Genomic DNA, 19,964 nt, shown 5'->3' with positions numbered 1-19,964 from the left:
GTCGACGCGGCGGCCGTGGAGACGGGCCGCAGGCCGGGTGAGGTCGGCGCCACCGCCGCCGTGCTGGTCCGGCTCGCCGGGGGCGCCGGACGGGTGATGGGCGACTCCCCCCATGCCGCGTCGGTCGCGCCCGTCAGCGGCGAGCCGGGCGCACTCGCCGAGCACCTGCACGCGATGGCCGAGGCCGGAGCGGTGCACGTGCAGCTCGTCCTCGACCCCATCACCGTCGAGAGCCTCACCGCCATCGGCCAGGCCCTCACCGTCCTCGACGGCTGAGCCGGCCCGGGCGCGCAGACGCGGTCCGAGGTGATCCGTCGCGGCTGGACGCGGCCGATCACGTCCACCCGACGGACGGACCGGCGGGTCGAGGTGATCCGTCGCGGCTGGACGCGTCCGCTCACCTCGACCCGAGGCGGCACCACGCCGGGCATGCGGAAGGGCCCGCCCCGCCGAAGCGGAACGGGCCCTCCCAGAGGTGCTGCGTCGCAGCGTCAGATCACTTGAGGATCTTCGTGACGCGACCGGCGCCGACCGTGCGGCCACCCTCGCGGATGGCGAACTTGAGGCCGTCCTCCATGGCGATCGGCTGGATGAGCTCGACCTTCATGTCGGTGTTGTCGCCGGGCATGACCATCTCGGTGCCCTCGGGCAGGTGCACGACACCCGTGACGTCCGTCGTCCGGAAGTAGAACTGCGGACGGTAGTTGTCGTAGAACGGCGTGTGACGGCCACCCTCGTCCTTGGACAGGATGTAGACCTGCGCCTCGAACTCGGTGTGCGGGGTGATCGAACCCGGCTTGACGACGACCTGACCGCGCTCGACGTCCTCACGCTTCGTGCCACGGAGCAGGAGGCCGACGTTCTCGCCCGCGCGACCCTCGTCGAGCAGCTTGCGGAACATCTCGATGCCGGTGACGGTCGTCTTGGCCGGCGGGCCGGTGTGGATGCCGACGATCTCGACCTCCTCGTTGACCTTGAGGATGCCGCGCTCGATACGACCGGTGACGACGGTGCCACGACCGGTGATCGTGAAGACGTCCTCGACGGGCATGAGGAACGGCTTGTCGACGTCGCGCTCCGGCTCCGGGATGGCGCTGTCGACGGCGTCCATGAGGTCGAGGACCGACTGGCCCCACTCCGGGTCGCCCTCGAGGGCCTTGAGCGCCGAGACCTTGACGACCGGCAGGTCGTCGCCCGGGAACTCGTAGGACGAGAGCAGCTCACGGACCTCCATCTCGACGAGCTCGAGGATCTCCTCGTCGTCGACCATGTCGGCCTTGTTGAGCGCCACGACGATGTAGGGGACGCCGACCTGGCGGGCCAGGAGGACGTGCTCCTTCGTCTGCGGCATCGGGCCGTCGGTCGCGGCGACGACGAGGATCGCGCCGTCCATCTGCGCCGCACCCGTGATCATGTTCTTCACGTAGTCGGCGTGACCCGGGCAGTCGACGTGCGCGTAGTGACGACCCTCGGTCTGGTACTCGATGTGCGCGATCGAGATCGTGATACCGCGCTGGCGCTCCTCGGGAGCCTTGTCGATGTCCTCGAACGCGAACTGCGGGTTGAGGTCGGGGTACTTGTCGTGCAGGACCTTGGAGATCGCAGCCGTCAGCGTCGTCTTGCCGTGGTCGATGTGACCGATGGTGCCGATGTTGACGTGCGGCTTGGTCCGCTCGAACTTTGCCTTCGCCACTGTGTGTCCTCCTCAGGACTTTCTAGTGTTACGCCGTACGACCAGGGCAGGACGTGGCGCGATGGGTTGGGATTTCCGAAGAAAGAGACTACCGGGATGACCCGTCGTCACTCGCCGCGGGTCTTCTTGATGATCTCCTCGGCAACGGCCTTGGGGACCTCTGCGTAGGAGTCGAACTCCATGGAGAAGCTCGCGCGACCCTGCGTCTTGGACCGCAGGTCGCCGACGTAGCCGAACATCTCGGACAGCGGGACGAGGCCCTTGACGACCTTGGCGCCGCTGATGTCCTCCATGCCCTGGATCTGGCCACGACGGGAGTTGATGTCACCGATGACGTCGCCCATGTAGTCCTCGGGCGTGCGGACCTCGACGGCCATCATCGGCTCGAGCAGGACCGGGTCCGCCTTCTTGATGGCCTCCTTGAGGACCATCGAGCCGGCGATCTTGAACGCCATCTCGGACGAGTCGACGTCGTGGTACGCGCCGTCGACGAGCGTCGCCTTGATGCCGACGAGCGGGTACCCGGCGAGCACGCCGTACTGCATGGCGTCCTGGATGCCGGCGTCGACCGACGGGATGTACTCACGCGGGACGCGGCCACCGGTGACGGCGTTGACGAACTCGTACATCGAGCCGTCCTCGGTCTCGCCCAGGGGCTCGAAGGACACCTGGACCTTCGCGAACTGGCCGGAACCACCGGTCTGCTTCTTGTGCGTGTAGTCGTACTTCTCGACGGAGCGACGGATCGTCTCCCGGTAGGCCACCTGCGGCTTGCCGACGTTCGCCTCGACCTTGAACTCGCGCTTCATGCGGTCGACGAGGATGTCGAGGTGCAGCTCGCCCATGCCGGCGATGATCGTCTGGCCGGTGTCCTCGTCGAGGTGGACCTGGAAGGTGGGGTCCTCGGCCGAGAGCTTCTGGATGGCCGTCGACAGCTTCTCCTGGTCGCCCTTGGTCTTGGGCTCGATGGCGACCTGGATGACCGGGTCGGGGAAGGTCATCGACTCGAGGACGATCTGCTCGCTCGGGTCCGACAGCGTGTCGCCGGTGGTCGTGTCCTTGAGGCCGATGGCCGCGTAGATGTGGCCGGCGAGGGCCTCCTCGACGGGGTTCTCCTTGTTGGCGTGCATCTGGAAGAGCTTGCCGATGCGCTCCTTGCGGCCCTTGGTCGTGTTGATGACCTGCGAGCCGGCGGCGATGCGGCCGGAGTAGACGCGGATGAAGGTGAGCGTGCCGAAGAACGGGTGCGCGGCGACCTTGAAGGCGAGCGCCGAGAACGGGGCGTCCTTGCTCGGCTCGCGCGTCATCTCGACGCTCTCGTCGCCCGGCTTGTGGCCGATCATGGCCGGCACGTCGACCGGGGACGGGAGGTAGTCGACGACGGCGTCGAGCATCGGCTGCACACCGCGGTTCTTGAACGCCGAGCCGCACAGGACCGGGTAGAGCTCGGAGTTGACCGTCAGCTTGCGGATGCCGGCCTTGATCTCCTCCGGGGACAGCTCCTCACCGCCGAGGTACTTCTCCATGAGGTCGTCGTCGGACTCGGCGACACGCTCGACGAGGGCCTGGCGGTACTCCTCGACCTTCTCGACCATGTCGGCCGGGATGTCCTGGATCTCGTACTTGGCGCCCATGGTGACGTCACCCTTGGCGTCGCCCGGCCAGACCAGGGCGCGCTTGTAGATGAGGTCGACGACGCCGATGAAGTCGTTCTCGGCACCGATCGGCAGCTGGAGCACGAGCGGCTCCGCACCGAGGCGGTCCTTGATCGTCTGCACCGTGAAGTAGAAGTCGGCACCGAGCTTGTCCATCTTGTTGACGAACGCGATGCGGGGGACGTCGTACTTGTCGGCCTGGCGCCACACCGTCTCGGACTGGGGCTCGACACCCTCCTTGCCGTCGAAGACGGCGACCGCGCCGTCGAGGACGCGCAGGGACCGCTCGACCTCGACCGTGAAGTCGACGTGGCCGGGCGTGTCGATGATGTTGATCTGGGTGCCCTCCCAGAAGCAGGTGACGGCGGCGGAGGTGATGGTGATCCCGCGCTCCTTCTCCTGCTCCATCCAGTCGGTCGTCGACGCACCGTCGTGCGTCTCACCGATCTTGTGGTTGACACCGGTGTAGAAGAGGACGCGCTCCGTCGTCGTGGTCTTGCCAGCGTCGATGTGCGCCATGATGCCGATGTTGCGGACCTTCTTCAGGTCCGTCAGGACGTCAAGTGCCACGTCAGTTGTCTCGTCTCATTCGTGTAGTGAAGTCTGCGGTGGTCCCGCGGCCGCCCGGCCGGACCGGGACCGGCCCGTGGGGGCCCCGTTCAACGCGGGCGGCTGTGGCCGGTGTTCCCCGGCCGGGTGCGGCGCCCTCCGCCGGAGCGGGGGCGCCGTGGCACCCGGCCTGGGGGTGCGTCACCAGCGGTAGTGCGCGAAGGCCTTGTTCGACTCGGCCATCTTGTGGGTGTCCTCGCGACGCTTGACCGCGGCACCGAGGCCGTTGGACGCGTCGAGGATCTCGTTCATGAGGCGCTCGGTCATCGTCTTCTCGCGACGCTGACGCGAGTAGCCGACGAGCCAGCGCAGGGCGAGCGTCGTGCTGCGGCCCGGCTTGACCTCGATCGGCACCTGGTAGGTCGCACCACCGACACGGCGGGACTTGACCTCCATGGCCGGCTTGACGTTGTCGAGCGCGCGCTTGAGCGTCGCGACCGGGTCGGTGCCCGTCTTCTGGCGGCAGCCCTCGAGGGCGCCGTAGACGATCGTCTCCGCGATGGACTTCTTGCCGTCGAGGAGGATCTTGTTGACGAGCTGGGTGACGAGCGGGCTGCCGTAGACCGGGTCGACGACGAGCGGGCGCTTCGGAGCGGGTCCCTTGCGAGGCATCAGCTCTTCTCCTTCTTCGCGCCGTAGCGGCTACGAGCCTGCTTGCGGTTCTTGACGCCCTGGGTGTCGAGCGTGCCGCGGATGATCTTGTAGCGGACGCCGGGGAGGTCCTTCACACGACCGCCGCGCACGAGCACGATCGAGTGCTCCTGCAGGTTGTGGCCGACGCCCGGGATGTAGGCCGTGACCTCGATGCCGCTCGAGAGGCGCACACGGGCGACCTTGCGGAGGGCAGAGTTCGGCTTCTTGGGAGTGGTCGTGTACACACGCGTGCACACACCACGGCGCTGGGGCGAGCCCTTGAGCGCCGGGGTCTTGGCCTTCGAGGCCTTGTCCTGGCGGCCCTTGCGGACCAGCTGGTTGATGGTAGGCAACCTGGTGACTCCGTAACGTTGCTGTTGTCGGTCGCCCGGGTGGGCGGCTCCTTGACTGTTCGGCTCCTCGACCCCCGAGGTCGGGTGTGTCCTGGGGCTGTCGGTGCCGGTTCTCCCCCCTGCACTCCCCACGGGCCGACGAGCGTCGGGCTCCGCGGGTTGCCCGGCGGGAGGTGTGCTCTGGACCCCGGTGATGTCGCCCCGCCGGAGCGGTGGACAGGGCACGAGGGCCGTCATCGCGCATGCCTGAGGGCATGCCTCAGACACAGTGTTCAAGCGTACCGGCGCGTGGCACGGCTACCAAATCGGTTCGAGCAGGGACAGGAGCACGCGGAGCGCCGCCCGGAGCGTCGGGCCCAGGGGTCACCCCGGGTCGGCGCGAGCGGGCTCCGCTCAGCCCAGGCGCCAGTCCCCCGCGTACATGTGCAGCACGGGCACGCCCAGGACCTCGCGGGCGCGCGAGGCCCAGTCGGTGTGGAAGGTGTCCTCGACGGCGTGGGGCTCGGTGACGACGACGACCTCGCGGGCGCCGAGGCGCGACACCTCCTCGACAAGGGTCGGCACGGGGTCGTCGCCCGTGATCTCCCCGGTCGCGGTGGCCGCGTGACGGCCCAGCTCGGACAGCGTCGTCGACAGCGCGGTGTCGGCACCGACGCGCGCCTCCTCCCGGTCGACCGGGCGCAGGCTGTCGAGCGCCTCGCGCATCTCGAAGAGGCTCAGGTGGTTGAGGAACGTCGAGAGCATGTTGCGCTCGGTGTCCGCCGGCACGAGCACCCGGTAGGTCGGGGCCTCGTCGACGTGCAGGGCCACGATCTTGTCGACGTCGGCAGGCTTGAGCGCCTCCTCGGTGAGGATGATGATCGTCGGCGCGGGGGTCCCGGTGCCGCTGTCGGCACCACTCGGTGCGGCTGTCGGTGAGACTGTCGGTGAGGCCGCGGGTGAGGCGATGGGCGAGGCGGTCGCAGGGGCGGTCGCTGCGTCGCTGGGGGCGTCGGCCGTGGGCTCGGTCATGCGGGCCAGCCTATTTCAGACCGTGGCGCCGACCGCAGGGTGACGCGCCTCGGGAGCACCCGCGGGTGCGTGCCCTCCGCACCTTCCGCGCCTCAGCGGTTCGTCATGCGCCACCGGGCGAGCAGGACTCCTAGACGGTCCTCGACGGGCCGGGTCGAGGCTCCGGCGTAGGTGCCCATCATGACGAAGACGTACCGGCGCCCGTCTGCGCCCGTGACGTAGCCGGCGAGGGAGGACACGCCCGTCAGCGAGCCGTTCTTGGCGCGGAGGTTGCCCGCTGCGGCCGTCCCCCGCATCCGGCCGGCGAGCGTGCCGCCGGTCCAGCGCACGGGGTCGGTGCCCGCCAGCGGCAGGGCAGCACGGAACGTCCCGGCCCACGACGTGCGCTGCACCTTGTCCAGGAGCGTGGCCAGCTGGTTCGGCGTGAGTCGGTTGGTACGAGCCAGGCCCGAGCCGTCGACGAACCGCAGCCCCCGCACGTCGATGCCGACCCGGCCTGCGAACGCCCGCAGCGCCGCGGTGCCGTCGGCCCAGCTGCCCGGCCGGCGGGTGCGCGCCCCGAGCGTCTTGACGATGGCCTCACCGTGCGAGTTGTTGCTGAGCTTGAGGAACGGCACGAGCAGCTGGCCCAGCGTCATAGACGCGTGGCGGGCCAGCAGGGTCTGGCCCGACGGTGCCCGCCCCTTGACGGCGCCGCCGTCCACACGGATGCCGGCGGCGGCCAGTCGGTCACGGAAGGCCCGGGCCGCGAGGAGCGCCGGCTCGTTGACCGTCACCCACTTCTTCACCGTCGCGTGCCCTGCGCCGATGCGTCCCGACACCGTGACGAAGTTCGTCCCCGACCGGCGTGCGACCGACAGCGTCGTCGCCGACCCGGCGGAACCCGTCGTCGCCTGGTTGACGAGCGTGACCGTGCGCACCGCCGACGGCGGGGTCAGCGTGAGGCGGGGTCGTGCCCGACCGTGGCCGCGGGGGCGACGTCGACGATCACGGTGCCGGCGTCGTAGTCGGTGTCGGGCGCGAGCGTCAGGCCGGACACCTGGGCCGCGTAGTAGCTCGAGGCGTACGAGGTGGACCAGTACGGGCTGTACCGCTGGTCGTCGAAGTAGGTCGGGTCGCCGACGACGTCCCCGGACACGCGCGTCACGCCCTTGGACCGCAGGGCCGACGCCAGGGCCGTGAGGTCCTTCTCCATGAGGGTCGGGTCGCCGCGACCCTTGAGGTAGAGGCGGCTGACCACACCCCCGGTCGGGGGCGCCGGCGCGAGCACGTCGGTGGTCCAGCGGTAGCCGCTGCCCAGGACGTTCATGGCCGCGGCCGCGGTGAAGACCTTCTGCGTCGAGGCCGGCATGAGGGGCGTGTTGGCGTACCGCACGTACACGGGCACCCGCGTCGACGCGTCCTGGACGGTCACCCCGACCCGGGCCGAGGCCGCGGTGACGCTCGGGTCGGTCATGAGCCGGCCGATCTCGCGGCGCAGGGCCGCGTCGCGCGACTGGTAGCCGACCGCCTCCGAGCCCGAGGGTGTCACCGTGACGAGCGCGAGCCCTGCGACGACGGCGCCGACGGCCACCCCCGCGGTACGTCGTCGGCGGCCCGGCCCCCGCTCCGGGCCGCGCGGTCCCGGCCGCGAACGCAGCGGGCCGGACAGGACACGCGTCGGATGGAGCACGGCGACCTCCAAGGGCATCGCGACCTCGGGTGCGCGTCCGGCGACCCGCGCCGCCGACCCGGTCACCCTGCCCCGCAGGCTAGTCCGTTTTGCCCGGTATCGGCGCTTTGGGCAGCGACAAGGAAGTCCCGCCCGGCGACGGCCGCGGGGCCGCCGAGACGGCCGCAGGGCCGGCTCCCCGGGTGGGGAGCCGGCCCTGCGGGCGGGTGTTCGCGCGGTCCGGCCTCGCGGCCGGGCCCTCAGAACTTGTCGAGACCGAGCGCCTCGTCGTCGAGGCGGATCGCCTCGCCGGAACCCGTCCCGAAGCCCGCGTAGTCGTACGCGTCGTAGCTCGGGAGCGAGTACATGGCGGCCTTGGCCTCCTCGGTCGGCTCCACCTTGATGTTGCGGTAGCGGGGCAGGCCCGTACCGGCCGGGATGAGCTTTCCGAGGATGACGTTCTCCTTCAGGCCGAGCAGCGGGTCGGACTTGCCCTCCATGGCGGCCTGCGTGAGCACGCGGGTCGTCTCCTGGAAGGACGCGGCCGACAGCCACGACTCGGTCGCGAGCGACGCCTTGGTGATGCCCATGAGCTCGGGACGACCGGCGGACGGGCGACCGCCCTCGGCCATCGCCTTGCGGTTGGCCTCCTCGAAGCGGCCCCGCTCGGCCAGCTCGCCCGGCAGCAGCTCGGTGTCACCCGACTCGATGATCGTCACGCGACGCAGCATCTGACGCACGATGACCTCGATGTGCTTGTCGTGGATCGACACGCCCTGCTGGCGGTAGACCGCCTGCACCTCGTCGACGAGGTGCTTCTGGGCGGCACGCGGGCCGAGGATGCGCAGCACCTGCTTCGGGTCGATGGCACCCTGCACGAGCTTGGTGCCGACCGCGACGTGGTCGCCGTCCTGGACGAGCAGGCGCGAACGCTTGCTGACCGGGTAGGCGTGCTGGTCCGAGCCGTCGTCCGGGGTGAGCAGGATGCGACGCGCCTTGTCGGTGTCCTCGATCTCGACGCGGCCGGTGGCCTCGGCGATCGGGGCGACACCCTTGGGCGTCCGCGCCTCGAAGAGCTCGACGACACGCGGCAGACCCTGGGTGATGTCGTCGGCCGCGGCCGCACCACCGGTGTGGAAGGTACGCATCGTCAGCTGCGTGCCCGGCTCACCGATCGACTGGGCCGCGATGATGCCGACGGCCTCGCCGATGTCGACGAGCTTGCCGGTCGCGAGCGAGCGGCCGTAGCACTTCGCGCAGGTGCCGACGCGGCTGTCGCAGGTCAGGACCGAGCGGACCTTGATCTCGTCGACACCGGCCTCGTAGAGGTTGCGGATGGCGACGTCGCCCACGTCGATGCCGGCCTCGGCCAGAACCGTGCCGTCGGGGCCCACGACGTCCTCGGCGAGCGTCCGGGCGTACACCGACGCCTCGACGACCTCCGAGAGGCTGCGACCGCCGGTGACCTCGTTGATCGCCGCGATCGGCAGCTTGAGGCCACGCTCGGTGCCACAGTCGTCCTCGCGGATGATGACGTCCTGCGACACGTCGACGAGACGACGCGTGAGGTAGCCCGAGTCGGCCGTCCGGAGGGCGGTGTCGGCCAGACCCTTGCGGGCACCGTGGGTCGAGATGAAGAACTCGACGACGGTCAGGCCCTCACGGAAGTTCGCCTTGATCGGGCGCGGGATGATCTCGCCCTTCGGGTTGGCCATGAGGCCACGCATGCCGGCGATCTGACGGATCTGGAACCAGTTACCACCGGCACCCGAGGACACCATCCGGTAGATGGGGTTCGTGCGCGGGAAGTTGGTTTCCATCTCCTTGGCGACCTGGTTGGACGCCTGCGTCCAGATCTCGACGAGCTCCTGACGACGCTCGTCGTCGGTGATGAGACCGCGCTCGTACTGGGTCTGGACCTTCGCGGCCTTCGACTCGTAGCCCTCGAGGATCTCGGTCTTGTTGCTCGGCGTCGTGACGTCGGCGATCGAGACGGTGCAGCCCGAGCGGGTCGACCAGTGGAAACCGGCCTCCTTGAGGGCGTCGAGGGATGCGGCGACCTGGACCTTGGAGTAGCGCTCCGCGAGGTCGTTGACGATCGCCGACAGGCGCTTGCGGTCCACGGCCCGGTTCTCGAACGGGTAGTCCACCGGCAGCGTGTCGTTGAACAGCGCGCGACCGAGGGTCGTCTCGAGCGTCAGCGCCGGCACGAGGCCGTCCTCGCCGGCCTCGACACCCTCCGGCAGCGCGTAGCCGAGCGGCGGGACGACGTCGGTCAGGCGCAGCCGGATCGTCGAGCCGAGCTGGATCTCGCCACGGTCGAAGGCCATCCGGGCCTCGGCCGGGGACGTGAAGGCACGACCCGCACCGAGACCACCACCGTCGACCGCGTCGGTCAGGTGGTAGATACCGGTGATCATGTCCTGCGTCGGCATGGTGACGGGGCGACCGTCGGCCGGCTTGAGGATGTTGTTGCTCGACAGCATGAGGATGCGGGCCTCGGCCTGCGCCTCCGCGGACAGCGGCACGTGGACGGCCATCTGGTCACCGTCGAAGTCGGCGTTGAAGGCCGAGCAGACGAGCGGGTGGATCTGGATGGCCTTGCCCTCGACGAGCTGCGGCTCGAAGGCCTGGATGCCGAGACGGTGCAGCGTGGGTGCACGGTTGAGCAGCACCGGGTGCTCGGTGATGACCTCTTCGAGGACGTCCCACACGACCGGGCGGGCCCGCTCGACCATGCGCTTGGCCGACTTGATGTTCTGCGCGTGGTCGAGGTCGACGAGGCGCTTCATGACGAACGGCTTGAACAGCTCGAGCGCCATCTGCTTGGGCAGCCCGCACTGGTGCAGCTTGAGCTGCGGGCCGACGACGATGACCGAACGGCCGGAGTAGTCGACGCGCTTGCCGAGCAGGTTCTGGCGGAACCGTCCCTGCTTGCCCTTGAGCATGTCGGACAGCGACTTCAGCGGACGGTTGCCGGGGCCCGTGACCGGGCGACCGCGGCGGCCGTTGTCGAAGAGGCTGTCGACGGCCTCCTGGAGCATCCGCTTCTCGTTGTTGACGATGATCTCGGGCGCGCCGAGGTCGAGCAGTCGCTTGAGGCGGTTGTTGCGGTTGATGACGCGGCGGTAGAGGTCGTTGAGGTCCGAGGTCGCGAACCGGCCACCGTCGAGCTGCACCATCGGGCGCAGGTCCGGCGGGATGACCGGGATCGCGTCGAGGACCATGCCGGTCGGGTGGTTCGTCGTCGTCTGGAACGCCGACACGACCTTGAGGCGCTTGATGGCGCGGGTCTTCTTCTGGCCCTTGCCGGTCGCGATGATCTCGGTCAGCGCCTCGGCCTCGGCCTCGAGGTCGAAGGACTCGAGGCGCTTCTGGATCGCCGCCGCGCCCATGCCGCCCTCGAAGTAGAGGCCGAACCGGTCACGCATCTCGCGGTAGAGGATCTCGTCGCCCTCGAGGTCCTGGACCTTGAGGTTCTTGAACCGGTCCCAGACCTGCTCGAGCCGCTCGACCTGCTGGTCGGCGCGCTTGCGGATGTTGTTCATCTCGCGCTCGGCGGAGTCGCGGACCTTGCGCTTGGCGTCGGCCTTGGCGCCCTCGGCCTCGAGCGTGGCGATGTCCTTCTCGAGCAGCTGCGCGCGCGCCTCGACGTCGGCGTCGCGGCGGTTCTCGATCTCCTTCTTCTCGACCTGGATCTGCGCCTCGAGCGAGGGCAGGTCGGCGTGCCGCTGCTCCTCGTCGACGGACGTGATCATGTACGCCGCGAAGTAGATGACCTTCTCGAGGTCCTTCGGAGCGAGGTCGAGCAGGTACCCGAGGCGCGACGGGACGCCCTTGAAGTACCAGATGTGGGTGACGGGCGCGGCGAGCTCGATGTGGCCCATCCGCTCACGGCGCACCTTGGCGCGCGTGACCTCGACGCCACAGCGCTCACAGATGATGCCCTTGAAGCGGACGCGCTTGTACTTGCCGCAGTTGCACTCCCAGTCCCGGGTCGGGCCGAAGATGCGCTCGCAGAACAGGCCCTCCTTCTCCGGCTTGAGGGTGCGGTAGTTGATGGTCTCGGGCTTCTTGACCTCGCCGTGGCTCCACTGGCGGATGGAGTCCGCGGTGGCAAGGCCGATGCGCAGCTCGTCGAAGAAGTTGACGTCGAGCACGTGGTTCCTTCTCTCGTAACTCTCGTTAAGTCTTTGGTCTGAGTGGTGTTCGTTGACGAGGGGACGTATGCCGCTGAGCGGGCCCAGCGGCATACGCACCGCCTGTCGTTGGGGGGCCTTCTCAGACCTCTTCGACGCTGGACGGCTCGCGCCGGCTCAGGTCGATGCCGAGCTCCTCCGCCGCGCGGAAGACCTCCTCGTCGGACTCCTTCATCTCGATCGTCGTGCCGTCGGAGCTCAGGACCTCGACGTTGAGACACAGGGACTGCATCTCCTTGAGGAGGACCTTGAACGACTCCGGGATGCCCGAGTCGGGGATGTTCTCGCCCTTGACGATGGCCTCGTAGACCTTGACGCGTCCGGGGACGTCGTCGGACTTGATCGTCAGCAGCTCCTGGAGCGTGTAGGCCGCGCCGTACGCCTCGAGCGCCCAGACCTCCATCTCACCGAAGCGCTGGCCACCGAACTGGGCCTTACCGCCGAGCGGCTGCTGGGTGATCATCGAGTACGGGCCCGTCGAGCGCGCGTGGATCTTGTCGTCGACGAGGTGGTGCAGCTTGAGGATGTACATGTAGCCGACCGCGACGGGCTCCGGGAACGGCTCGCCGGAGCGGCCGTCGAACAGGCGCGTCTTGCCCGAGGCGTCGATGAGGCGCACGTCGTCGCGCGTCTTCAGCGTCGAGTCGAGCAGGCCGGTCACGACGTCCTCGGACGCGCCGTCGAAGACGGGCGTCGCGACGCGGGAGCCGGGCGGGGCCTCGTGGGCGTCGGGCGCGATCTCCTTGGCCCAGTCCGGGTTGCCCTCGATCTTCCAGCCGCGGGAGGCGGCCCAGCCGAGGTGCAGCTCGAGGATCTGGCCGAGGTTCATCCGTCGCGGCACGCCGTGCGGGTTGAGCACGACGTCGACGGGCGTGCCGTCCTCGAGGAACGGCATGTCCTCGACCGGGAGGATCTTGGAGATGACGCCCTTGTTGCCGTGGCGGCCGGCGAGCTTGTCACCGTCGGTGATCTTGCGCTTGTTGGCCACGTAGACACGGACGAGCTGGTTGACGCCCGGGGGCAGGTCGTCGCCCTGGTCGGCCCGGAACTCCTTGACGCCGATGACCGTGCCGGTCTCGCCGTGCGGCACCTTGAGGGAGGTGTCGCGGACCTCGCGGGCCTTCTCGCCGAAGATCGCACGGAGCAGGCGCTCCTCTGGCGTCAGCTCGGTCTCGCCCTTGGGCGTGACCTTGCCGACGAGGAGGTCGCCGTCGCGCACCTCGGCCCCGACGCGGATGATGCCGCGCTCGTCGAGGTCGGCGAGGACGTCCTCGGAGACGTTCGGGATGTCCCGGGTGATCTCCTCGGGGCCGAGCTTGGTGTCACGGGCGTCGACCTCGTGCTCCTCGATGTGGATCGAGGAGAGGACGTCGTCCTGCACGAGGCGCTGCGACAGGATGATCGCGTCCTCGTAGTTGTGACCCTCCCACGACATGAACGCGACGAGCAGGTTGCGCCCGAGCGCCATTTCGCCCTTGTCCGTGGCGGGACCGTCGGCGATGACCGAGCCGGCCTCCAGGCGGTCGCCCTCGTTGACGACGACGACCTGGTTGTAGCTCGTGCCCTGGTTGGAGCGGGCGAACTTGGCGATGCGGTACGTCTGGTACGTGCCGTCGTCGTTGGCCACCGTGACGAGGTCGGCCGAGACCTCCTGCACGACGCCGGGCTTGTCGGCGCGGACGACGTCGCCAGAGTCGAGGGCGGCGCGGTACTCCATGCCGGTGCCGACGAGGGGCGCCTCGCTCTTGACGAGCGGGACGGCCTGACGCTGCATGTTGGCGCCCATGAGGGCACGGTTGGCGTCGTCGTGCTCGAGGAACGGGATCATCGCCGTCGCGGCCGAGACCATCTGGCGCGGCGAGACGTCCATGTAGTCGACGTCCTCACCGGGCACGAGCTCCACCTCGCCACCCTTGGTGCGCACGAGGACCCGCTCGTCGACGAAGTTGCCGTCGAGGTCGAGCTGGGCGTTGGCCTGCGCGACGACGTAGCGGTCCTCCTCGTCGGCGGACAGGTAGTGGATCTCGTCGGTGACGTGGCCCTTCTCGACCTTGCGGTACGGGGTCTCGATGAAGCCGAACGCGTTGATGCGGCCGTACGAGGCGAGCGAGCCGATGAGGCCGATGTTCGGGCCTTCCGGCGTCTCGATCGGGCACATGCGGCCGTAGTGCGACGGGTGGACGTCACGGACCTCCATCTGCGCGCGGTCACGGGAGATACCACCCGGGCCGAGGGCCGACAGACGCCGCTTGTGCGTCAGGCCCGCGAGCGGGTTGTTCTGGTCCATGAACTGCGACAGCTGCGAGGTGCCGAAGAACTCCTTGATCGACGCCACGACGGGGCGGATGTTGATCAGGGTCTGCGGCGTGATGGCCTCGACGTCCTGCGTGGTCATGCGCTCGCGGACGACGCGCTCCATGCGGGACAGGCCGGTGCGGACCTGGTTCTGGATGAGCTCGCCGACCGACCGCAGGCGGCGGTTGCCGAAGTGGTCGATGTCGTCGACCTCGACGCGGACGTCGATCTCCTCGCCCTGCTTGACGCCCTTCATCGAGTCGCCGCCGTCGTGCAGCGTCACGATGAACTTGATCGTCTTGACGATGTCGTCGATGGACAGCGTCGAGTCGTTGATCGGCGCGTCGAGGCCGAGCTTCTTGTTGATCTTGTACCGGCCGACCTTGGCGAGGTCGTAGCGCTTGCCGTTGAAGTAGAGGTTGTCGAGCAGCGTCTGCGCGGCCTCCTTCGTCGGCGGCTCGCCCGGGCGCAGCTTGCGGTAGATGTCGAGCAGGGCGTCGTCCTGGCCCTGCGTGTGGTCCTTCTCGAGGGTCATCCGCATCGACTCGAAGTCGCCGAACTCCTCGAGGATCTGGGCCTCGGTCCAGCCGAGCGCCTTGAGGAGCACCGTGACGGACTGCTTGCGCTTGCGGTCGACGCGGACGCCGACCATGTCGCGCTTGTCGATCTCGAACTCGAGCCAGGCGCCGCGGCTCGGGATGATCTTGGCCGTGTAGATGTCCTTGTCGGACGTCTTGTCGGGCGTGCGCTCGAAGTAGACGCCCGGGCTGCGGACCAGCTGGGACACGACGACACGCTCGGTGCCGTTGATGATGAAGGTGCCGCGCTCGGTCATGAGCGGGAAGTCGCCCATGAAGACCGTCTGGCTCTTGATCTCACCCGTCTGGGCGTTCATGAACTCGGCGGTGACGAAGAGCGGGGCGTCGTAGGTCTGGTCGCGCTCCTTGCACGACTCGATCGTCTTGCGCGTCTCCTCGAAGCGGTGGTCGCGGAACGACAGCGACATCGAGCCGCTGAAGTCCTCGATCGGCGAGATCTCCTCGAAGATCTCCTCGAGCCCGGACCGGTCCGGGACGTCGGTGCGCCCCTCGGCCTTGGCCGCGGCGACGCGGGCCTGCCAGCGCTCGTTGCCGAGCAGCCAGTCGAAGCTCTCCGTCTGAAGGGCCAGGAGGTCGGGGACCTCGAGCGGTTCGCGAATCTTCGCGAAGGACAGACGCCCCGAAGGGGTCTGTGCGGTGGACATGTTCGTCGCAGTACGCGAGGCAGCCAAGGAGGGTCCTTCCACGGGCCTTTTCGAATCTTCAGATCCGCGTTGCCGCATGGCTTCGCTCACGGGACCCGGGTCAGAACTCGTACCGGACGGCACGGTGGTCAGCCTGACTGGACACGCGGAGAGAGGGCAGGGCAGCGCAAAGGCCCAGCCTACCGGCAAAGGGCAGGAGTGTCCAGCCGGGTCAAGAGCGGAGACGCCTGCCGGAGCCTGCCCACAGGTGGTCACCCGTGTCAGCCGCGGCGGCTGCCTGCCACGCTCCCGGACCGGGAAGCTCGCAATGCGAACGCGTCGAATATGGCGCTCAACGGGCGGCCCGTCAAGAGCCACCCACCTCGCGGGCGCGTCGGGAGCCTCCGCGAGGGCCCCTCGCCCACCGTCCGGAGGCGTCCCGCGCCGGTCCCGTCGCCGCGCACCGGGCGTCCCTAGGCTGGGCGCGACCGGCCGTGCCGGGCGTGCCCCGGGGCCCACTCGAGAAGGAGATTCCACCATGTCAGACCAGAACCCCCGGGAGCAGGGCGCCTTCGGCTCCCCCGCGCCCGGATCACCCGCGCCCGGATCACCCGCGCCCGGCTCCCCCGCGCCAGGATCACCCGCGCCCGGATCACCCGCGCCCGGGTCGCCCGCTGCCGGCCCGTCGGCTCCCGGATCGCCCCCTGCCGGCCCGTCGGCTCCCGGCCCGTCCGGTGAGGCCCCCGCCGACTCGTCGGCCGGCTTCTTCCAGGCCCTGTTCGACGTCAGCTTCACGACCTTCGTCACGCCGACGATCGTGCGCATCGTCTACGTGCTGGCGATCGTCTGGGCGGCGGTCGTCTACGTCCTCGTCGTCGTCGGCGGCTTTGCCACGAGCGTCGGCACAGGGCTCGTCGTCCTGGTCTTCGGCCCGGTCGCTGCCGTCATCTGGCTCGCGATCGTGCGCATCTGCCTCGAGCTCGGTGTCTCGGTCGTGCGGATGAGCGAGGACGTCCACCGCCGGCTGCCGCAGGCCCGACAGCCAGGCTGACCTGCGTGGACGCGCGTCAGAGCGCCGGCTGCTGCTGGGTGATGCAGTGGATGCCGCCGCCGCGGTCGAAGAGCGGGCGGGCCTCGACACCGACGACGCGGCGCCCGGGATAGGCCTCGCGCAGCACCCCGAGGGACGCGTCGTCCTGCGGGTCGCCGAAGGTGCAGGCGATGACGCCGTCGTTGACGACGAGATGGTTGAGGTAGGACCAGTCGACGGGACCCTCGGCGTCGGACAGGGTGCGCGGGGCCGGGACGCCGACGACCTCGAAGCGCTCGCCGCGCGCGTCGCGGGCGTCCTCGAGCAGCTCGCGCAGCATCCGGGACACGGCATGGTCGGGATGGGCCGGATCCTGCTGCTCGTGCAGGAGCACGACACCGGGGCTCGGGATCGTCGCGACGATGTCGACGTGCCCGCGGGTGCCGAACTCGTCGTAGTCGCGGGTCAGTCCGCGCGGGAGCCACACGAAAGCCGTGGCTCCGAGGGTTCGCGCGAGCTCGGCCTCGACGTCGGCCCGGGTCAGGCCCGGGTTGCGCCCCGGGTCCAGCTGGACGGTCTCGGTCAGCAGGACGGTGCCGATCCCGTCGACGTGGATGCCGCCGCCCTCGTTGACGAGTGCCGAGCCGATGCGCTCGGCGCCGGCCAGGCCCGCGACGAACGAGCCGATGCGGGCGTCGTGCTCCCACGTGGCCCACGCCTGGGCCCCCCAGCCGTTGAAGACCCAGTCGACGGCGCCGAGCCGCGTGCCGTCCGCCGAGCGGACGAACGTCGGGCCGATGTCGCGCATCCACGCGTCGTCGAGGGCGGCGGGCACGAGCTCGACGTCAGGGGGCAGGAGCGACTCGGCGACCGGCAGGTCGGCCGGGGTGACGACCATCCTGACCGGCTCGAACTCGACGACGGCGGCGGCGACGGCCGCCCACGTCGCGCGCGCGGTCGCCACCTCCTCGGGGGTCTCCCCGAGCGTGTAGCCCCGGCTCGGCCAGGCCATCCACGTGCAGTCGTGCGGCTCGGTCTCGGCGGGCATCCGCCAGCCGGGCGCCGCCGGGGCAGCCGCCGCGTCGGTGTCACTGGTGGCGTCGGTGTCTCCGCTGGCGCCCGTGGCGTCGGTGGCGGGCACGCTCACGCGTCGACCTCGCGGCGGTGCTCGGCCCGGACCGGCTCGGCGAGAGCGGCGTAGGAGTCGGGGCGCCGGGTGGCCAGGAAGGGGAACAGCTCGAGCCAGTCCCGGCGCTGGGCGAGGTCGAGGTCGGCGACGAGGACCGCTGCCTCGTCCCGCGGGGCCTGGACGAGGATCCGGCCGTAGGGGTCCGAGATGAACGAGCTGCCGTAGAACGTGATGAGGCCCTCGGTGCCGTAGCGGTTCGGCACGACCATGAACAGGCCGTTGGCGATGCCGTTGCCGACGATGACCTGCTGCCACAGCGGCTGCGTGTCGAAGTCGGGGTGGTCCGGCTCGGACCCGATCGCCGTCGGGTAGCACAGCACCTGCGCCCCCGCGAGGGAGTAGAGCCGCGCGACCTCGGGGAACCACTCGTCCCAGCACGTCGGCAGGCCGAGGCGCATCGCCGGGTCGTCGAGCTCGATGACCGGGTAGGCGGCCTCGGGCGGGCCGGGGCGGAAGTACCGGTCCTCGTAGTACCCGGCCGTCACGGGGATGTGGGTCTTGCGGGTGCGGGCCACGAGCTGCCCGCTCGGGGCCACGAGGACGGCGGTGTTGAAGCCGAGGCCGTCGGCCGCCCCGTCCGGGGCGTCGGCCCGCTCGTAGAGCGAGGCGTGCACGTGGACGCCGAAGTCCCGGGCAGCGTCACGGGCGAAGGTGACCGTCGGACCGGTCTCGAGGTCCTCGGCGGTCGCGTTCGGGGTGCCCTCGGGCAGCGCGTCGGCCGGGTAGCGCGACAGGGTCAGCTCGGGCAGGAAGACGACCGACGCTCCCGCCTCGGCTGCCGTCCGGACGCCGTCCCGGAGGGTGTCGACGAGGGCCGCGGGGTCCTCGACCCACGCGTGCTGGACGACTCCGACACGGACCGGAGGGGCCTGCGGAGCGTGGACGCGGGCGAGGGACTCGGGGACACCGTTGGCCTGGATGAGCTTCACAGGAGGCAGTATGCCAACCGCTGGGCTCCCCCGCCCCGGTCCCGGACGACCCCCTCTGGGCGCCCGGGACCAGCCCCTTTCAGAATGCGGCCAGGTCGCTGACGAGCCAGCGTTCCCCCACCTTCCGCATCGTCGCGATGACCCGGTTCTGGTCGATCGCGGGGGTCGTGCTCGCCTTCGTCGTCGTCGCCTGGTTGACGAAGGCGAGGACGCGCACGGTCGTGCCCTCACCGCCGTCGCCGGTCGCGTCCATGACGCCGGCGTCGTAGACCTTGGCCTGGACGGTCGCACCGTTCTTGACCGCCATCGGCTTGATGTCGGCTGCCGCGACCTTCGTGAACTGCTCGCGGAACGGCGAGGCGAGCTGCGGCGTCACCTGGGCGACGTGCTGGTCGAAGGTGGTGCCGCTGTAGCTCAGGAGGCTCTCGAGCGTCGTGCGGGCCGAGCCGACGGCCGCGCTGCGGTCGGCGTCCGTGACGGTCGGACGCAGCGACAGCACGAGCGTCGTCGCGAGCAGCGCGAGCGCGAGGACCGCCGCGGTGGCGGCCGGCCACAGCCGGCGCCCAGGTTGCGGCGCGTCCGCGCCGGCTTCGGCGGGTGCTCCGACGCGCACGTCGGGGGCCGTGGGGGTCACGGCCTCCGGGGACGCCGCGACGCGCACGGCGCTGGCCGCGGGAGCCGTGGCCGCGCCGGTCGGCGGGGCGGTCAGGGTGGGCAGCACCTCGGCACGGCCAGGACCGGTGGTCTCGCGGCGGCGGGAGCCGGCGACGCGGCGGCGCGCCCCGGCCGTCCTCGGCGACGCGGCGGGAGGCGTCGTCCGGCGGGTGTCAGCTGACGAAGTCAAGGGCGTTCACCTTCCAGGCGTCGCCGACGCGCACGAGGTCGAGGCGCAGGCGGTACGTCTTCTTCTCGGGTGTGCTCGTCGACGCGTTGGTCGTCGGGGCGACCACCCCGACGATGACGCGGGCCGAGTCGTCGTCGGCGGAGACCAGAGCGGCCTCGGCGCGCTCGACGGTCGAGACCGTCTTGTTCGCGGTGACGACCGGCTTGAGCTGGGCCAGGGTGGAGGCGTACTCGGTGCGGAACTGGCCGGTGGCGTCGTCGAGGACGCGCTTGGTGTCCGCGTCGAAGGAGGAGGCACGCATCGTCACGAAGTTCACGGCGATCTGCCGTCCGGCGGCGAGCGCCGCCGAGCGTGACTCGTCGGCCTGACGGGCCTGCCACGCGGCGCGCCCGAGCGTCGCCGTGACGGCGAGGGCCGCGAGGAGGAACACCGCCGCCAGCGCCCAGAGGACGCGCGCGGAAGGACGCCTGGTGCGCGGCTGCCGGGTGCGCGGTTCCGTGGTGCGCGGTTCCGGGGTGCCTGGCTGCCGGGTGCCTGGCTGCCGGGCCTCGGTGTCGTCGGGCGCCGGTCCGCCCCGGTCGGTGGGTCGCTGGGTGACCGTGGTCATTCGAGGGGTGTCCTTCCGTCACCGGCCCGGACGACCCTGGGTGT

15 protein-coding genes are annotated in these 19,964 nt (G+C 70.1%); 2 read left to right on the top strand and 13 right to left on the bottom strand.

The genetic code is table 11. The annotated features are described in order from the left end of the window. Positions 1-15 precede the first annotated feature (15 nt). Positions 16-276 (top strand): hypothetical protein, encoded by a 261-nt coding sequence (locus AC1VM9_RS12525; protein ID WP_483122890.1) that lies wholly within the window; start codon positions 16-18, stop codon positions 274-276. A 220-nt stretch (positions 277-496) separates the two neighbouring features. Here AC1VM9_RS12525 and tuf read toward each other — a convergent pair whose 3' ends face one another. The 9 genes from tuf to rpoB all read right to left on the bottom strand — a co-directional run bounded on the left by tuf (position 497) and on the right by rpoB (position 15,369). Next, the gene (gene tuf / locus AC1VM9_RS12520) at positions 497-1,693 is read right to left on the bottom strand and encodes an elongation factor Tu (protein WP_481340695.1); all 1,197 of its coding nucleotides are present in this window, start codon (positions 1,691-1,693) and stop codon (positions 497-499) included. 107 nt (positions 1,694-1,800) lie between these two features. Then, a complete protein-coding gene (fusA, locus tag AC1VM9_RS12515) occupies positions 1,801-3,918 on the bottom strand; it encodes an elongation factor G (protein WP_481340694.1) in 2,118 nt (705 codons plus the stop codon). 180 nt (positions 3,919-4,098) lie between these two features. After that, positions 4,099-4,569: a 30S ribosomal protein S7 gene (gene rpsG / locus AC1VM9_RS12510; RefSeq protein ID WP_481340693.1), complete on the bottom strand. Its 471-nt coding sequence runs from the start codon at positions 4,567-4,569 to the stop codon at positions 4,099-4,101. Further along, positions 4,569-4,943 carry a 30S ribosomal protein S12 gene (gene rpsL / locus AC1VM9_RS12505; RefSeq protein WP_076264083.1) on the bottom strand — a complete coding sequence of 125 codons (375 nt, stop codon included), beginning with the start codon at positions 4,941-4,943 and terminating at the stop codon, positions 4,569-4,571. The genes rpsG and rpsL overlap by 1 nt, the downstream gene beginning before the upstream one ends. 393 nt (positions 4,944-5,336) lie before the next feature. Beyond that, on the bottom strand, positions 5,337-5,954 hold the full coding sequence (locus AC1VM9_RS12500; RefSeq protein ID WP_483122888.1) for a hypothetical protein: 618 nt from the start codon (positions 5,952-5,954) through the stop codon (positions 5,337-5,339). A gap of 92 nt (positions 5,955-6,046) precedes the next feature. Beyond that, a complete protein-coding gene (gene dacB, locus AC1VM9_RS12495; RefSeq protein ID WP_483122887.1) occupies positions 6,047-6,874 on the bottom strand; it encodes a D-alanyl-D-alanine carboxypeptidase/D-alanyl-D-alanine endopeptidase in 828 nt (275 codons plus the stop codon). Between the two features lie 14 nt (positions 6,875-6,888). Further along, the gene (locus tag AC1VM9_RS12490) at positions 6,889-7,692 is read right to left on the bottom strand and encodes a D-alanyl-D-alanine carboxypeptidase (protein WP_483122885.1); all 804 of its coding nucleotides are present in this window, start codon (positions 7,690-7,692) and stop codon (positions 6,889-6,891) included. Between the two features lie 173 nt (positions 7,693-7,865). Continuing rightward, on the bottom strand, positions 7,866-11,765 hold the full coding sequence (locus AC1VM9_RS12485) for a DNA-directed RNA polymerase subunit beta' (RefSeq protein WP_483122884.1): 3,900 nt from the start codon (positions 11,763-11,765) through the stop codon (positions 7,866-7,868). Positions 11,766-11,886: 121 nt separating this feature from the next. Continuing rightward, on the bottom strand, positions 11,887-15,369 hold the full coding sequence (gene rpoB / locus AC1VM9_RS12480) for a DNA-directed RNA polymerase subunit beta (RefSeq protein ID WP_481340689.1): 3,483 nt from the start codon (positions 15,367-15,369) through the stop codon (positions 11,887-11,889). A gap of 490 nt (positions 15,370-15,859) precedes the next feature. On the opposite strand from rpoB, the gene AC1VM9_RS12475 reads away from it, so the two are divergent. Continuing rightward, on the top strand, positions 15,860-16,372 hold the full coding sequence (locus tag AC1VM9_RS12475) for a DUF4282 domain-containing protein (RefSeq protein ID WP_483122883.1): 513 nt from the start codon (positions 15,860-15,862) through the stop codon (positions 16,370-16,372). 16 nt (positions 16,373-16,388) lie between these two features. Here the strand turns inward: AC1VM9_RS12475 and AC1VM9_RS12470 are convergent, their stop codons facing one another. The 4 genes from AC1VM9_RS12470 to AC1VM9_RS12455 all read right to left on the bottom strand — a co-directional run bounded on the left by AC1VM9_RS12470 (position 16,389) and on the right by AC1VM9_RS12455 (position 19,920). Next, positions 16,389-17,399, bottom strand: coding sequence for an agmatine deiminase family protein (locus AC1VM9_RS12470; protein WP_483124010.1), 1,011 nt, complete (start codon positions 17,397-17,399; stop codon positions 16,389-16,391). A 95-nt stretch (positions 17,400-17,494) separates the two neighbouring features. Next, positions 17,495-18,469, bottom strand: coding sequence for a nitrilase-related carbon-nitrogen hydrolase (locus AC1VM9_RS12465; RefSeq protein ID WP_483122881.1), 975 nt, complete (start codon positions 18,467-18,469; stop codon positions 17,495-17,497). Between the two features lie 79 nt (positions 18,470-18,548). After that, a complete protein-coding gene (locus AC1VM9_RS12460; RefSeq protein ID WP_483122880.1) occupies positions 18,549-19,313 on the bottom strand; it encodes a hypothetical protein in 765 nt (254 codons plus the stop codon). Further along, positions 19,297-19,920 (bottom strand): hypothetical protein, encoded by a 624-nt coding sequence (locus AC1VM9_RS12455; protein ID WP_483122878.1) that lies wholly within the window; start codon positions 19,918-19,920, stop codon positions 19,297-19,299. The genes AC1VM9_RS12460 and AC1VM9_RS12455 overlap by 17 nt, the downstream gene beginning before the upstream one ends. Between the last annotated feature and the right edge of the window lie 44 nt (positions 19,921-19,964).

This window comes from Monashia sp. HAY1-11D, from assembly GCF_056868035.1.
Note: the sequence above shows the minus strand (reverse complement) of the source record. Positions and strands in the feature narration are given on the sequence as shown.

Excerpts from the sequence above, each read along its gene's own strand:
- rpsG (WP_481340693.1), bottom strand. The coding sequence starts at position 4,569 with ATGCCTCGCAAGGGACCCGCTCCGAAGCGCCCGCTCGTCGTCGACCCG.
- AC1VM9_RS12500 (WP_483122888.1), bottom strand. The coding sequence starts at position 5,954 with ATGACCGAGCCCACGGCCGACGCCCCCAGCGACGCAGCGACCGCCCCT.
- AC1VM9_RS12475 (WP_483122883.1), top strand. The coding sequence starts at position 15,860 with ATGTCAGACCAGAACCCCCGGGAGCAGGGCGCCTTCGGCTCCCCCGCG.
- AC1VM9_RS12470 (WP_483124010.1), bottom strand. The coding sequence starts at position 17,399 with ATGCCCGCCGAGACCGAGCCGCACGACTGCACGTGGATGGCCTGGCCG.
- AC1VM9_RS12455 (WP_483122878.1), bottom strand. The coding sequence starts at position 19,920 with ATGACCACGGTCACCCAGCGACCCACCGACCGGGGCGGACCGGCGCCC.